Here is a 13,192-nt window from a genome sequence, read left to right as displayed (position 1 = left end):
ATGCTGCTTGCGTTTCGACATCTCTGATCTCCTTCTCGTCGAAGATCAGCAGACTGCAAATCATAGCTTATGTCAGTCTCCGAATTTCGGGGGGTAGCTCAACCCTTTTCTTAGGATGTGCAATGCAAACGTGTTCGAACTCATGAATATTGAAAGCAACATTATGACTGCAACCATGCTTCATCTAGCGCTAGAGGATATTCCTAGCTACCCAGTTCACGACTGCCTAATCTGCAAACATTCTGACAGTGAACGTGTTTTGGAAGTTTTGAGGGACAAGCTCAGACAATCTCTTGGAGCGATCCCCGCTCTTGATATAACCGACCCTAAAGGTATCTGCCACACCCACAAGGCAGAATATCCAGATCATTATATTAACTATCCAGAATATGAAGGGCAAAATACAACTAAAGAAGAGGAAGACTTCCTATTAATAGACGATGATGATTATCAAGTTCTAGAAGACTTTGAGCCTGAAGGGGAGGAAGGGAAAGGTATAGAGGAGGAAAAGTCATGTCCTGAGGCTTGGGAAATCCAATCAATACCTCAACCCTATCAAGACCCTGCGAACTCTAGCAAGGGCTAACTCACCCACAACAATAACGAGAGGGGCCTAGTGGCCCCTTCCATTCCAACCCCTTAAAAAGCCGCTCTGAACATCCTTCAGCGTTACGTCCAGGCGGGGCCAAGCGAACAGCCACCCCCCTCACAAGGCCCTCACAGAGGCTCTCAGGCACCATTCCAGTCAATGACTACCCGCCCTAGCGCCTCTCTCTGGCGTTCCAGATTGTAGCCATGCCCATAACCTGCACCAACCCCAAGATTGGAAGTCCACCCCCCTATCTGATCGACAAGCTCAGGCGCACAGCCAGCATTCCTGAGCCGATCCCTGAGGGTGTGCCGGAAACAGTGGCAGGTAAGATCGCCATAGCGACTTCGGATGTACTTGTTGAGCGTGTTGCTTGCGTGTGTCGCCACCACCCCTGAGGGCTTCACCCACCTTGGGAAGATAAACTCTTCATCCTGACGGGCATCATGGAGCCGTTTCATGGCCTCAAGACCTGCACCCACCAGCGGCACTGCCCTTTCCGATCCCTTGGTCTTGAGCCGTCTCAGGTCATGAGGGACGATCCTAGCCACCCCATCAGCTAGGGAAACATCCGCCCAGCGCATACCCACAATTTCAGCTAGCCTAGCCCCTGTCTCTCCCAGTATGGGCAGTATGAGGCGGGTATCTTTGTTTACAGTCAGACAAGCCTTATAGAGGTCCTGTAGCTGACCCTCAGTGAAGACCCCTCTTTTCTTGGCGTCCTTGTTCTCACCACTTATGGCCAAACGGGCAAACGGATTCCTCTTGTCTAGGTCCTGCTCAAGAAAACCATACTCAAGGACAGCATGTAGAGACTGAACCCGTCGCCTGACAGTCGCCGTCTTGTTCCCTCTAGCCAGCAGAGAGGCCACTAGCTGCCTTGCCTCTGCCCTCTGGTAGGTCTCAACCGCCCTATTGCCTGCCACCTCTATAAAGGCCCCTACAGCAAGCCTGACGGGCTTCTCAGCGATGTTCTTTCCGGACAAGTACAGGTCAGTGCAGGAAAGAAGATCCAAGGCGCTGGGCTGTAGGGACTGAACCAGCTTACCCACATCTAAGGGCATTACCCGTTCAGCCGACCACACTTCATCTAGTTTTGCAGTCAGGCCGGAACTGAGAATCGCGACACGCTCAAGGTCCCTGCCAAGGTTATAGCGGACCACCTTCAGGCCGAAGGCATCAGCCACCCGATCCGGGACACGTCGATTGTAGTAGTATGAATTTCCACGCTGCACAGTGTGTGGCAGTTTGTGTGCCATTTGTATCTCCAAGCATCACTTAACGCTCGGATACAAAAGGGTTTTCCGAAGAAAACTGGTGCGGTCGAGAAGACTCGAACTTCCACGGGAGTTACCCCACAGCGACCTCAACGCTGCGCGTCTACCAATTCCGCCACGACCGCACTGTCTTGACTTGGTGAGGGGCTCTATAAGAAAGCCCGCAGGGGATGGAAAGAGGAAAAAAGCACCCCGAATGATTTTTCTTTCCTCTTCCTCATCAGACAGGGCTTAAACAACAGCAGCCCCGGCAAGATGCCTTAGTTTTCGATGCTGAACACTGGCACCGACGCCTGCGTAACCGTCGGCGCGCTGGCCGCTGCATTGCCGCCCAGCATCAGCGAGGCCTTGCGCAGCAGGCCGGCCCGCTCGGGCTGCCCCGGGCCGAACACCGGCGTTGCGCCGGACTCCAGCGCATCAAGGGCGCGCGCGTACCAGCCGATGGCAAGATCGCTGCGACGGGTGGCGCCAAAGCCCTGGCTCAGATGGTGGCCGATGATTTCCGCATAGGGCGCCTGCCCCAGCGACACCAGCATCAGCGCGGCCGCCATGGCTGTTTCCAGATCATCGCTGCGATAGCCCGACGCGAGGCAGATCTGCGCCGTCCGTGACAGTTGCGCCGGGGCGATCCCGGTGGATAGCACGAATTGCCCGACTCCCTTCATCACATCGCCATCGGATTGCAGCGACACCGCCGACACGCTGTCGCGCAGCAGCGTGCCAAAGCTGGCGCATTGCTCGGCCACCTGTTGCGGGGTCGCGCCGCGAATCTGGCTCATCAGAGCTTCGCCCGATGACAGTGCATAGCTGCGGGTCAGGCACAGCTGTTCGGCCATCGCCTCATTGGCATCGGCCAGCGTGGCTTCGGTGATGTAGCCGCCATTGGTCGAGGTCACGAGGCTGACCGTGTTGCAGTGGGACGAGAGCGAGGCCGCCACCGGTTCGCTTTGGAAGAAATTGGGGATGGCGGCTTCGGGGGCCGCAGCGAATTTCGGCATCGGGACCGGTTCGGGCGCAGGCATGGGGGCGGGCGTGATCGCGGCGGCCATTTGCGGCGCGCCGTCGTCGATCTTGGCACAAGACCCCCGCTGGCAGTTGAACATCGCCGGGGTCACGTTGAACGCCTGAAAATCATTGCGCTCATAGCCGTCCGGGGTCGAGGCGAACACCCGCACCGCGCAGCTTTGCGCGTTGCACCAGAAGGCCGATCCCGTCACCGAGGTGTCGATGACGTAATCCGTGCGCCCATCGCCGTTGATATCCGACAGCTGGATGAACCCCGAGCGCTGCACCAGTTGCTCGGCAGTCGGGTCCGAGCTTTTGGCGATCTCGTTCACCGCGGCGGCCACGATGCTTGGCAGGCCGTAATGCCCGCCGATCGACGCGGTGGAACTGGTGCCGCCCCCGTTCATCTGCTCATCGCGATAGGCGACCAGCAAACCCTTTACGCCCAGCGGGCTGGAGGCGATCATCTGCGCCGTGGTCGGCCCGCCGGCCTGGGCGCGGTGATAGGAGCCGATCAGGAAATCGCGTTCATATTGCGTCAGCTGGCCGGTGGGGCTGTAGCCCATGGTGGACTGATAGCCCGAAATCGCGCGGCGCGAGCGACTGCCCATCACGCCATCCACCGACCCCGCGTCAAAGCCGAAATAATTCAGCGCGGTCTGCGTGTCGCGGTTCTGCTGGCGCTGCGCCGTGTTGACCGTGCTGGTCGCCTTGCGGGTGGTGGTTTTCCGGGCGGGGGCGCGATAGACGCGTTGCTTGGGTTGATTGGCGATGGCGCTGCCGATGATGCCGCCGACAAGGCCTCCGACGAAGGCGTTGTCGGCGCTTGCCTGAATGGGCGTGACAACAACGCTGGCCGCAGCAAGGGCGGCAATAAAACAAGGTTTCACTGGTTACGTCTCCTACCTGTGTCGGCACAACCTGTCTGCCGACGTCAAATGACCTTTCTCTAATTTCGAACTGCTCACGCTATTATGGCCAAAGCGTCCCGCCAGCGCGTCCACATGTCAAGCGTGAAGTGACGCAAGGTCACCTATCGGCCAAAACGAACCGGCACGCCGGATCTTGACGCGGCGCGCGCACGGGCCTAGCCCGGCGGGCATGGTGGACTGGATCACAACCGAGGGGCTGACCCCCTATAACGACGCCGTGGCCTTCATGGAGGCCCGCGTCGAAGCCATTGCTGCGGGCACCGCCGACGAGGCCATCTGGCTGATCGAGCACCCGCCGCTTTATACCGCCGGCACCTCGGCCCGCGCCGAGGATCTGCGCAGCCCGGATCGCTTTCCGGTCTACACCAGCAAGCGCGGCGGGCAGTTCACCTATCATGGCCCCGGTCAACGGGTTGTCTATGTGATGCTGGACCTCAATCGGCGCGGGCGCGACATCCGTGCCTTTGTTCAGCAGCTCGAGGCGTGGGTGATCGCGGCGCTGGCGGAATTCAACATCACCGGTCACATCCGCGATGGCCGCGTCGGCGTCTGGGTCGAGCGGCCCGAGCGGCCCGCCTTGCCGGATGGGCGCATGGCCGAGGACAAGATCGCCGCCATCGGCATCCGCCTGCGCAAATGGGTCAGCTTTCACGGCATTTCGATCAATGTCGAGCCGGAGCTCGAGCATTTCTCGGGCATCGTGCCCTGCGGGATCAGCGATTTCGGGGTGACGAGCCTCGTCGACCTGGGCCTGCCCATTACCATGGGCGATGTCGACGTCGCGCTGCGCCGGGCCTTTGACGAGGTGTTCGAAAACGCGCCATAAGCGCCGCGACCCCAGCGCGAAAAAGCAGATGGCCGAAGCTTGCATCCGGGGAAAGACTACAGCTTCGGCCATCTTATCTGCAGCGGCGGGGACAAACGCCGAAGCAGGCACAAACGCCCGGAAGGGAACGGGCCTTTGTGGAACGGGTGTCAGCGACCGGCGAAAACGTGGCGCAGGATGTCTTCGCGGGCGAGGCCACGCGCCGCAAGCTCGTCGTCAGACAGGCTGCGAAGCTCGGCAACGCGGTTGGCCAGCCAGCGCTGGCGGCGGGAGAACGGGGTCTCGAGAAGCCGCGAGATGCGGCGCGAGAGCGGTTCGTGAAAAATCTGTTCGATCAAGGCCATCTGTCTCAACTCCGTGGCAGCGGTGTTGGAAATGTAACGCCTCTACCCTGACATGGTTCCGTGCTGCGCGCAGGTCTGGAAAACCTTACGAAGCGCCCCGCTGGCGCCATCCTGATATCCGGGCAGAAAGCTGCGCCAACGGCCCGGCCCGGCAAGAAAGTTTGATCCAGAACAAAGGCCGTATTTACGCACGCACCGCAACATTCTAGAACAGGGATTGGACGAGGGGTGGAGCGCACGGGTTTGCCTCCGCCGGGAGACTTGACCCACAGAGCATCCGAGGGCAGCCGCCTTCATCCGGGAGAGCGCCGGGGGCAGTTCCCCCAAGGCAAGACAAAACAGGGAGGCAGATGATGGCGGACGCCACCATTCACAGCCATGACCACCATGACGAGCGAGGTTTCTTTACCCGCTGGTTCATGTCGACCAATCACAAAGACATCGGGATCCTGTACCTGATCACCGCGGCGCTCGCCGGGCTGATCTCGGTGACGTTCACGATCTACATGCGGCTCGAGCTGATGGAGCCGGGCGTTCAGTTCATGTGCATGGAAGGGGCGCGCCTGTTCCCGACCGCCACCGAGAACTGTACCCCGAACGGGCATTTGTGGAACGTGCTGATCACCGGCCACGGCATCCTGATGATGTTCTTCGTGGTCATCCCCGCGCTGTTCGGCGGATTTGGCAACTATTTCATGCCGTTGCAGATCGGTGCGCCGGATATGGCTTTCCCGCGCCTCAACAACCTGTCGTATTGGCTTTATGCCGCCGGCACGATGCTGGCGATCTGTTCGGTGTTTGCACCGGGGGGCAATGGTCAGGCTGGATCGGGCATCGGCTGGGTGCTCTACCCGCCGCTGTCGACCACCGAGGCCGGCATGTCGACCGACCTTGCGATCTTTGCGGTGCACGTCTCGGGCGCCTCGTCGATCCTTGGGGCGATCAACATCATCACCACCTTCCTGAACATGCGCGCCCCCGGCATGACGCTGTTCAAGGTGCCGCTGTTTGCATGGTCGATCTTCATCACCGCGTGGCTGATCCTGCTGTCGCTGCCGGTTCTGGCCGGTGCCATCACCATGCTGCTGACCGACCGCAATTTCGGGACCACTTTCTTTGACCCTGCGGGTGGCGGCGACCCGATTCTCTACCAGCACATCCTGTGGTTCTTCGGGCACCCCGAGGTTTACATCGTGGTTCTGCCGGGCTTTGGCATCGCCAGCCACGTCATTGCCACCTTCTCGCGCAAGCCGGTCTTTGGCTATTTGCCGATGGTCTGGGCGCTGATCGCCATTGGCGCGCTCGGCTTCGTCGTCTGGGCGCATCACATGTATACGGTCGGCCTGTCGCTGCGTCAGCAGAGCTATTTCATGCTGGCCACCATGGTGATCGCCGTGCCGACCGGGGTGAAGATCTTCAGCTGGATCGCGACGATGTGGGGCGGTTCGATCGAATTCAAGACGCCGATGCTGTTCGCGCTTGGCTTCCTTGTGCTGTTCACCATCGGCGGCGTGACCGGCATCGTGCTCAGCCAGGCGGCCGTGGACCGGGCCTATCACGACACCTACTATGTCGTGGCGCATTTCCATTACACCATGTCGATGGGGGCGGCCTTTACCATCTTTGCCGGGGTCTATTTCTACCTGCCGAAGATGACCGGCAAGATGTACTCGGAAACGCTGGGCAAGCTTCACTTCTGGATGTTCTTCGTCGGCGTGAACGTCACCTTCTTTCCGCAGCACTTCCTTGGCCGTCAGGGCATGCCGCGCCGCTACATCGACTACCCCGAAGCCTTTGCCACGTGGAATTTCGTGTCGAGCTTGGGGGCGCTGCTGTCGTTCTCGTCCTTCCTGCTGTTCTTCGGCATCGTGATCTACACGGTTCGCAAGGGCGCGCCCGCGCCGCAGGCCAACCCGTGGAACGAATACGCCGATACGCTGGAATGGACCCTGCCCTCGCCGCCGCCCGAGCACACGTTCGAGCAGCTGCCCAAGCGCGAAGACTGGGACAAGCAGCACGCGCACTGATCCCGCATTGGCGGAACACACAGGCCTCCGGAGCGATCCGGGGGCCTTTTTCATTGCCGCGCGAGACAGTGTCCGGACAAGCAGCACAACCGTTCGCCCCAGTGCAATGTCGGCCCGTCCGACGCCGTGGCGGCGCCCCCTCGCTTGGGGCGGGCGTGGTTGCAAAAATAGCTGCACGATCAGCGCCTCTTCATGCTAGACCACACGAACGCAGACCAAGACCCGGATCGACCATGCCCTACCGCTGGGAACCTGCCGGCGACAAGCGCGCCGAGCTTCATCTCTGGCCCCACCAGTCGCTGACGGCGCGGGGGTTTTCCATTTTCATGGCCAGCTTTTTCCTGCTGGCGATTTTGCCGGTGTTCTGGCTGATCGGCACGGTGCTGCTCTGGGGGTTGTTGCCGTTCATCCTTGCCGCGGTGGCGGGGCTGTGGTGGGCATTGCGGCACAACAGCCGCGAGCGCTCGGTGCTCGAGATCCTGACGCTGGCGCCCGATCAGATCACGCTGGTGCGCCACAATCCGCGCGGCGGCGCACAGGACTGGCAAGGCAGCCCGCAATGGCTCAAGGTCGAGATGCACGCCTCGGGCGGGCCGGTGCCGCATTATGTCACCCTGCGCGGCGGCGGCCGCGAGGTTGAGATCGGCGCATTTCTGAGCGAAGAAGAACGCAAGGCGCTTTACGCCGAACTGAGCGACCGGGTGCGGAGCCTTCATCCGCGCTGAGCATCGCATCGACGGAAAGGTCTGACATGGCGCAAGCCCCCGCAACCCCCAAGCGCAAACGCGCAGCGCTGCTGGCCGCTGCAGCCATTTCCCCGGCTTGGGCAGACCGGCTGTCCCCAGCCCCGTCGGAACGGGCCGCACTGGCGCTGCGCGCCGCATCCGGCCCGCGCCGCCCGGCGCAACAGGTGATCTTTCTGGTGCCGCTGGTCGGGCCGCAGCATGTCGGCGACTGGGGCGCGGTGGTCGAACGGCTGACGGCCACGCTGGAAAGCTTCCGGCGGCAGGACGGCGCGTGGCAGGCGGTGATCTGCTGCCAGCAGCGCCCGCCGCTGCCCGACGATCCAAGGATACACTGGCTGCCCTTCGACGACCCGGCGCCGGGCAATGACAAATGGCGCAAACTGGCGATGCTCTGCGATCATCTTGCCGACATGGACACCGGCCCGGCCTATGTCATGAGCTTCGATGCCGATGATCTGCTGCGCGATGGCACCGTGGCGCAGATGCTGGCAGGCGATGCGCCCGGATGGCTGGTCGAGACCGGCTACGTGATGGACCACGCCACCGGCACCGTTGCGCTGGCCGGGCCGCGCAGTCTTGCCATGCCGCTGCGCAAGCCGTTCTGGAAGCTTTGCGGATCCTGTGCGGCGATCCATCACGATCCGGCCTTGCCGCAGAGCGCCCGGTTTTTACGGGAAATGACAGCGCATGAGCACCGCATGTTTCCCTATCTTGCAAGGCTTGCGGGCGCTCCGCTGCGCCCGCTTGCCCAACCATCGGTGCTGTATGTGCTCAATCACGGCGAGAATTTCGGCGCGCGGCGCGGGCGAATCGGGTTCAAGACCCGGTTCGTGCAGCGGTTCGCCCTCGAGTCCTCGGACTGGGCCCGCGTATCGACGGCGTTTCCCAGCCCCTGAGCCGGCGGGCGACAGCTCTTTGCAGACGGCTTTCGCTACGCCATTTCCCGAAAGAAACCGGGCGCAGATCACGGCGACACCTCTTCGTCGAAGAGGTGTCGGCCTGCTCAGCCTGCCGCCGACAGGCGTTCCTTGATCACCGAGCCAACGGCTCCGAAATCCATCTGCCCTTGGTAGCGCCCTTTCAGAACGCCCATCACCCGCCCCATATCGCGGATGGAACTGGCCCCGACCTCGTTCATCGCGGCATCTACCGCCCCGGAAATTTCCTCGTCGCTCAGGGGCTTGGGCAGGAATTCCTCGATCACTTCGATCTCTGCCAGCTCGGCTTCGGCAAGGTCGAGCCGCCCGCCCTCTTCGTAGGTGCTGGCGCTCTCGCGGCGCTGCTTCACCATCTTGGCGAGGATCGCAAGAAGGTCGCTGTCTGAAACCCCCTGATCGTTGCCCTCGCCCCGTGCGGCAATGTCGCGATCCTTGATGGTCGCATTGATCAACCTCAGGGTCGACAGCCGCTGGGCCGCCCGGTCTTTCATCGCCTGCTTGGTCGCAGCCGAGATGCGCGCGCGCAAATCCATGGAATATCCTGTTCTATCGTGTCCCGAAGCGTCACCCTACGCAATCCCCCCATCTTTCGCAACTCTGCCGCCCGCGAAGTCAAGTCACTGATAATCAACAATTTCCCATTTTCCACCCTCTCTTGACCCCGACCGGCACACCCCTTACCTAAGGCTCAATTTGCCGCCCCGCTGCCCCCGAGGAGTCGCCCCATGCCCAGTAAACCCAAGCCCACCGCCTGTCTCGCCCTTGCCGATGGTACGCTGTTCTATGGCCAGGGCTTCGGTGCCACGGGTCAGACGCAGGCCGAACTTTGCTTCAACACCGCCATGTCCGGCTATCAGGAAATCATGACCGACCCGTCCTATGCCGGGCAGATCGTGACCTTCACCTTCCCGCATATCGGCAACACCGGCGTCAATCCCGAGGATGACGAGACTCAGGACCCGGTGGCGGCGGGCATGGTGGTCAAGTGGATGCCGACGCAGGCGTCGAACTGGCGCGCGGTGCAGGAACTGTCCGACTGGCTTGCCTCGCGCGGGCGCATCGCCATCGGCGGCATCGACACCCGCCGCCTGACGCGGGCGATCCGCCAGTCCGGCGCGCCGCATGTGGCGCTTGCCCACGATCCCGAAGGCAATTTCGACGTGGAAAAGCTGGTCGCCGCGGCCCGCAGCTTCCCCGGATTGACCGGGCTCGACCTTGCCAAGGATGTCACCTGCGCCCAGAGCTACCGCTGGGACGAGATGCGTTGGGCCTGGCCCGAGGGCTATGCCAAGCGTCAGGGCCCCGGCAAGAAGGTCGTCGCCATCGACTATGGCGCCAAGCGCAACATCCTGCGCTGCCTTGCCTCGGCCGGCTGCGATGTGACGGTGCTGCCCGCGACGGCCACCGCCGCAGAGGTGCTGGCGCACAATCCCGATGGCGTGTTCCTGTCGAACGGTCCCGGCGATCCGGCCGCGACCGGCGCCTATGCCGTGCCGATGATCCAGAGCATTCTGAGCGACTCGCAGGTGCCGATCTTTGGGATCTGCCTTGGTCACCAGATGCTGGCGCTGGCGCTTGGCGGCAAGACGGTCAAGATGAACCACGGCCATCACGGTGCCAACCACCCGGTCAAGGAAATCGAAACCGGCAAGGTCGAGATCACCTCGATGAACCACGGCTTCGCGGTCGATGGCCAGTCGCTGCCAGCGGGCGTCATCGAGACGCATGTGTCGCTGTTCGACGGCTCGAACTGCGGGATTCGCATGACCGACCGGCCGGTTTTCTCGGTTCAGCACCACCCCGAAGCGTCGCCCGGACCGCAGGACAGCTTTTATCTGTTCGAACGCTTCGTGAACATCATGTAAGAATGGTCAATAATCCGGTGACGGCCCCTGTGATTAACCCTTCGTTTACCGGATTTACCGAAACCTGATCCCACCCGCAGGGATCAGGAGCACACCATGAACAGCCCAAGTCAGGGGTTCCGCAGCTCGCGACTCGCGCAGGCCTCCAGCCCACGCGGTCGTCCGATCAGCGCAATTCTGCTTGCGAATGGCAGCATTGCCCCGGGCGATGCGATGTTCGCTCTTGTTGAATCCTTTCGCAGCGGCGCGGCCCTGCCGCAGGTTCTGCTGGCCGAAGACCTTGCGACGCCGCAAGAGATCCTCGAGGCTCAGGCGCAGCACTACGGCGCCATGACGCTGACGCCCGAGGCCAGCCCGCCAGAGAGCCATCTTCTGGATATCATCGAGCCGGAAACCTGTCTGCGCCTGTCCTGCGTGCCGTGGATGCGGATCGGAAAGACGCTGGTGGTCGCCACCTCGCGCCCCGATCTGTTCAACGCGCTGATCGATGAACTGCCCGATCACGACAAGGATGTCGCCATGGCGCTGGCGCTGGAATCGGATCTGCACGACGTCATCGCGCAGCGGCACGGCACGGCGCTGGCCCGCCGGGCCGAAACCCAGGTTCCGGCGCATGAAAGCTGCCGCGAAATGGATCGGATCTCGCCGATCCAGGCGTTGCTGGGGGCCGGGTTCGCGCTCAGCTGCCTTGCGCTGCTGTTCGTGATGCCGGCGCAGTTCTTTGCGGGCGCCACCGTGCTTGCCATCGTCACCCTTCTGTTTGCGCAGGGCCTGAAGTTTTCCGCCCTGCTGGCCGGCTGGAGGCGGCCCGGCGCCCCGCAGGGCGCGCGTTTGCGCGGATCCCCCGCCCTGCCCGCCTGTCTCGATCCTGGTGCCGCTGTTCCGCGAGGAGCATATAGCCGCTGACCTCGTCGGGCGGCTGGCCCGGCTTGACTATCCGCGCGCCCAGCTGGACGTGATGCTGATCCTCGAGGCGCAGGACAACACCACCCGCAAGGCGTTGGCACAGGCCGTGCTGCCGCGCTGGATGCGGGTGATCGAGGTGCCCGACGGGCCGGTCACCACCAAACCGCGCGCCATGAACTACGCGCTGAAATTTGCGCGCGGCGACATCATCGGCATCTATGACGCCGAGGATTCGCCCGCGCCCGATCAGATCAGCCGCATCGTGGCGCATTTTCTGGCCACGCCGGCAAAGGTCGCCTGCCTGCAAGGCATTCTGGATTTCTACAATCCCAAGGCCAACTGGCTGTCGCGCTGTTTCACCATCGAATACGCCACGTGGTTCCGCATCGTGCTGCCAGGCCTTGCACGGCTTGGCTTTGCGATTCCACTCGGGGGCACCACGGTGTTCTTTCGCCGCGAGGCGCTGGAAGCGGTCGGCGGCTGGGACGCGCATAACGTCACCGAGGATGCCGATCTTGGCGTGCGCCTTGCCCGGCACGGCTATGTGACCGAACTGGTCCCCGTCGTCACCCGCGAAGAGGCCAACAACCGCCCCTGGGCCTGGGTGCGGCAACGCTCGCGCTGGCTCAAGGGCTACATGATCACATGGGGCGTGCACATGCGCAGCCCGCGCCGGCTGCTGCGCGACCTCGGGGCGTGGAAATTCCTCGGGGTGCAGCTGATCTTTCTAAGTGCGTTCATGCAGTTCCTGCTGGCGCCGGTGCTCTGGTCCTATTGGCTGGTGCTGGCGGGCTGGAACACCCCCCTGCCCGCAGGCCTGTCGCTCGGCGCGCTCGTCGGTCTGTTCCTGCTGGCCGAGGCGGTCTCGATCCTCGTCAGCATCGCGGCGGTGATCCGCAGCCCGCACAAGGGGCTGCTGCCATGGGTGCCGACGCTGTTCCTGTATTTCCCACTGGCCACGCTTGCGGCCTACAAGGCCGCATGGGAGCTGCTGTCGAACCCGTTCTACTGGGACAAAACCAGCCACGGCAAATCCGCCCCCGACCACGACGGCGCCGACATTCCCGAAGACCCCAGCGTCTAGTCGACCTTTCGGCTGTCAAGCTTCAGCCGCGTGACGAAGGCCACCGAGATATGATCGCGCAGCGCCTGATAGGCGGCATCCTCGTCGCGGCGCGAGATGGCATCGACGATGGCCTGATGCTCGGTCAGCGCGATTTCGCCCCGCCCTTCCGCCGCCAGCGAGGTGGTCGCCATCAGCGCCATCGAGCGGTGCACCAGATCAAGCTGCTGCACCAGAAAGCGGTTGTGCGAGGCCAGATGGATCATCCGGTGAAAGCGCCGGTTGGCCCGCGCCAGCGCCGAGGGCTCACTCACCAGCGCCCGGTCTTCGGACACCATGTCGGCCAACACCTGAATCTCTTCCTCGCTGGCGTGGCGGGCGGCAAGCCGCGCCGCAAGACCTTCGAGTTCGGTGCGCACCACGTAAAGCTCGGCCATCTGGTTGTGATCCAGCGAGGCGACGATGAGCGAGCGCCCGTCGCGCGCCAGCAGCGACTGGGTTTCCAGCCGTTGCAGCGCCTCGCGGATAGGCGTGCGCGATACGCCAAAGCGCTCGGCCAGCTCGCTTTCCACCAGCCGGTCGCCGGGGCGATAGATGCCGGAATCGATCGCGTCGAGGATCAGCGTATAGGCATCCTTGTTCGGCGTTCGCAGCTGGTTCATCGGGTGTCTCCT

At 62.6% G+C, this 13,192-nt stretch carries 13 protein-coding genes and 1 tRNA gene; 8 read left to right on the top strand and 6 right to left on the bottom strand.

From position 1 onward, the window contains the following. Positions 1 to 130 precede the first annotated feature (130 nt). Complete coding sequence (locus Q4543_RS11345; protein WP_303438379.1) at positions 131 to 586, top strand: hypothetical protein; 456 nt, start codon at positions 131 to 133, stop codon at positions 584 to 586. Positions 587 to 729: 143 nt separating this feature from the next. Here Q4543_RS11345 and Q4543_RS11340 read toward each other — a convergent pair whose 3' ends face one another. From Q4543_RS11340 to Q4543_RS11330, 3 genes are all read right to left on the bottom strand, one after another. After that, a complete protein-coding gene (locus tag Q4543_RS11340) occupies positions 730 to 1,848 on the bottom strand; it encodes a tyrosine-type recombinase/integrase (protein WP_303438377.1) in 1,119 nt (372 codons plus the stop codon). A 56-nt stretch (positions 1,849 to 1,904) separates the two neighbouring features. Next, positions 1,905 to 1,991, bottom strand: a tRNA-Leu gene (locus Q4543_RS11335). 135 nt (positions 1,992 to 2,126) lie between these two features. Then, positions 2,127 to 3,761, bottom strand: coding sequence for a peptidoglycan-binding protein (locus Q4543_RS11330; RefSeq protein WP_303438375.1), 1,635 nt, complete (start codon positions 3,759 to 3,761; stop codon positions 2,127 to 2,129). A 211-nt stretch (positions 3,762 to 3,972) separates the two neighbouring features. On the opposite strand from Q4543_RS11330, the gene lipB reads away from it, so the two are divergent. After that, a complete protein-coding gene (lipB, locus tag Q4543_RS11325) occupies positions 3,973 to 4,629 on the top strand; it encodes a lipoyl(octanoyl) transferase LipB (protein WP_303438373.1) in 657 nt (218 codons plus the stop codon). Between the two features lie 149 nt (positions 4,630 to 4,778). On the opposite strand, the gene Q4543_RS11320 is transcribed toward lipB, so the two are convergent. Further along, positions 4,779 to 4,973, bottom strand: coding sequence for a hypothetical protein (locus Q4543_RS11320; RefSeq protein ID WP_303438371.1), 195 nt, complete (start codon positions 4,971 to 4,973; stop codon positions 4,779 to 4,781). A gap of 353 nt (positions 4,974 to 5,326) precedes the next feature. Between Q4543_RS11320 and ctaD the strand changes: the two genes are divergently transcribed. The 3 genes from ctaD (at position 5,327) to Q4543_RS11305 (ending at position 8,642) form a co-directional block, all read left to right on the top strand. Continuing rightward, positions 5,327 to 7,000, top strand: a complete 1,674-nt coding sequence (gene ctaD / locus Q4543_RS11315) for a cytochrome c oxidase subunit I (protein WP_216002713.1) — start codon at positions 5,327 to 5,329, stop codon at positions 6,998 to 7,000. A gap of 233 nt (positions 7,001 to 7,233) precedes the next feature. Then, positions 7,234 to 7,725 (top strand): DUF2244 domain-containing protein, encoded by a 492-nt coding sequence (locus tag Q4543_RS11310; RefSeq protein ID WP_303438370.1) that lies wholly within the window; start codon positions 7,234 to 7,236, stop codon positions 7,723 to 7,725. A gap of 26 nt (positions 7,726 to 7,751) precedes the next feature. Further along, positions 7,752 to 8,642, top strand: a complete 891-nt coding sequence (locus Q4543_RS11305) for a hypothetical protein (protein ID WP_303438368.1) — start codon at positions 7,752 to 7,754, stop codon at positions 8,640 to 8,642. Positions 8,643 to 8,749: 107 nt separating this feature from the next. Here the strand turns inward: Q4543_RS11305 and Q4543_RS11300 are convergent, their stop codons facing one another. After that, positions 8,750 to 9,217, bottom strand: a complete 468-nt coding sequence (locus tag Q4543_RS11300; protein ID WP_216002710.1) for a GatB/YqeY domain-containing protein — start codon at positions 9,215 to 9,217, stop codon at positions 8,750 to 8,752. 192 nt (positions 9,218 to 9,409) lie between these two features. Here Q4543_RS11300 and carA point away from each other — a divergent pair, with 192 nt between their 5' ends. From carA to Q4543_RS11285, 3 genes are all read left to right on the top strand, one after another. Beyond that, complete coding sequence (carA, locus tag Q4543_RS11295) at positions 9,410 to 10,549, top strand: glutamine-hydrolyzing carbamoyl-phosphate synthase small subunit (RefSeq protein ID WP_216002709.1); 1,140 nt, start codon at positions 9,410 to 9,412, stop codon at positions 10,547 to 10,549. A 96-nt stretch (positions 10,550 to 10,645) separates the two neighbouring features. Continuing rightward, a complete protein-coding gene (locus Q4543_RS11290; protein ID WP_303438366.1) occupies positions 10,646 to 11,455 on the top strand; it encodes a hypothetical protein in 810 nt (269 codons plus the stop codon). Further along, the gene (locus tag Q4543_RS11285) at positions 11,421 to 12,539 is read left to right on the top strand and encodes a glycosyltransferase family 2 protein (RefSeq protein ID WP_303438364.1); all 1,119 of its coding nucleotides are present in this window, start codon (positions 11,421 to 11,423) and stop codon (positions 12,537 to 12,539) included. The genes Q4543_RS11290 and Q4543_RS11285 overlap by 35 nt, the downstream gene beginning before the upstream one ends. Here Q4543_RS11285 and Q4543_RS11280 read toward each other — a convergent pair. Next, entirely contained in the window at positions 12,536 to 13,180 is a 645-nt protein-coding gene (locus tag Q4543_RS11280) for a GntR family transcriptional regulator (protein ID WP_216002708.1), read from the bottom strand. The genes Q4543_RS11285 and Q4543_RS11280 overlap by 4 nt on opposite strands. Positions 13,181 to 13,192 lie beyond the last annotated feature (12 nt).

Origin of the sequence: Salipiger sp. 1_MG-2023 (assembly GCF_030547555.1) — a bacterium.
GTDB lineage: Bacteria > Pseudomonadota > Alphaproteobacteria > Rhodobacterales > Rhodobacteraceae > Salipiger.
This window is presented reverse-complemented; position numbering and strand designations above follow the sequence as displayed.

Bases quoted from the DNA above. Each gene is read 5' to 3' on its own strand.
- Q4543_RS11280 (WP_216002708.1), bottom strand. From the start codon at position 13,180: ATGAACCAGCTGCGAACGCCGAACAAGGATGCCTATACGCTGATCCTC.
- Q4543_RS11340 (WP_303438377.1), bottom strand. From the start codon at position 1,848: ATGGCACACAAACTGCCACACACTGTGCAGCGTGGAAATTCATACTAC.
- Q4543_RS11300 (WP_216002710.1), bottom strand. From the start codon at position 9,217: ATGGATTTGCGCGCGCGCATCTCGGCTGCGACCAAGCAGGCGATGAAA.
- Q4543_RS11320 (WP_303438371.1), bottom strand. From the start codon at position 4,973: ATGGCCTTGATCGAACAGATTTTTCACGAACCGCTCTCGCGCCGCATC.
- lipB (WP_303438373.1), top strand. From the start codon at position 3,973: ATGGTGGACTGGATCACAACCGAGGGGCTGACCCCCTATAACGACGCC.
- Q4543_RS11290 (WP_303438366.1), top strand. From the start codon at position 10,646: ATGAACAGCCCAAGTCAGGGGTTCCGCAGCTCGCGACTCGCGCAGGCC.
- Q4543_RS11310 (WP_303438370.1), top strand. From the start codon at position 7,234: ATGCCCTACCGCTGGGAACCTGCCGGCGACAAGCGCGCCGAGCTTCAT.
- ctaD (WP_216002713.1), top strand. From the start codon at position 5,327: ATGGCGGACGCCACCATTCACAGCCATGACCACCATGACGAGCGAGGT.
- carA (WP_216002709.1), top strand. From the start codon at position 9,410: ATGCCCAGTAAACCCAAGCCCACCGCCTGTCTCGCCCTTGCCGATGGT.
- Q4543_RS11305 (WP_303438368.1), top strand. From the start codon at position 7,752: ATGGCGCAAGCCCCCGCAACCCCCAAGCGCAAACGCGCAGCGCTGCTG.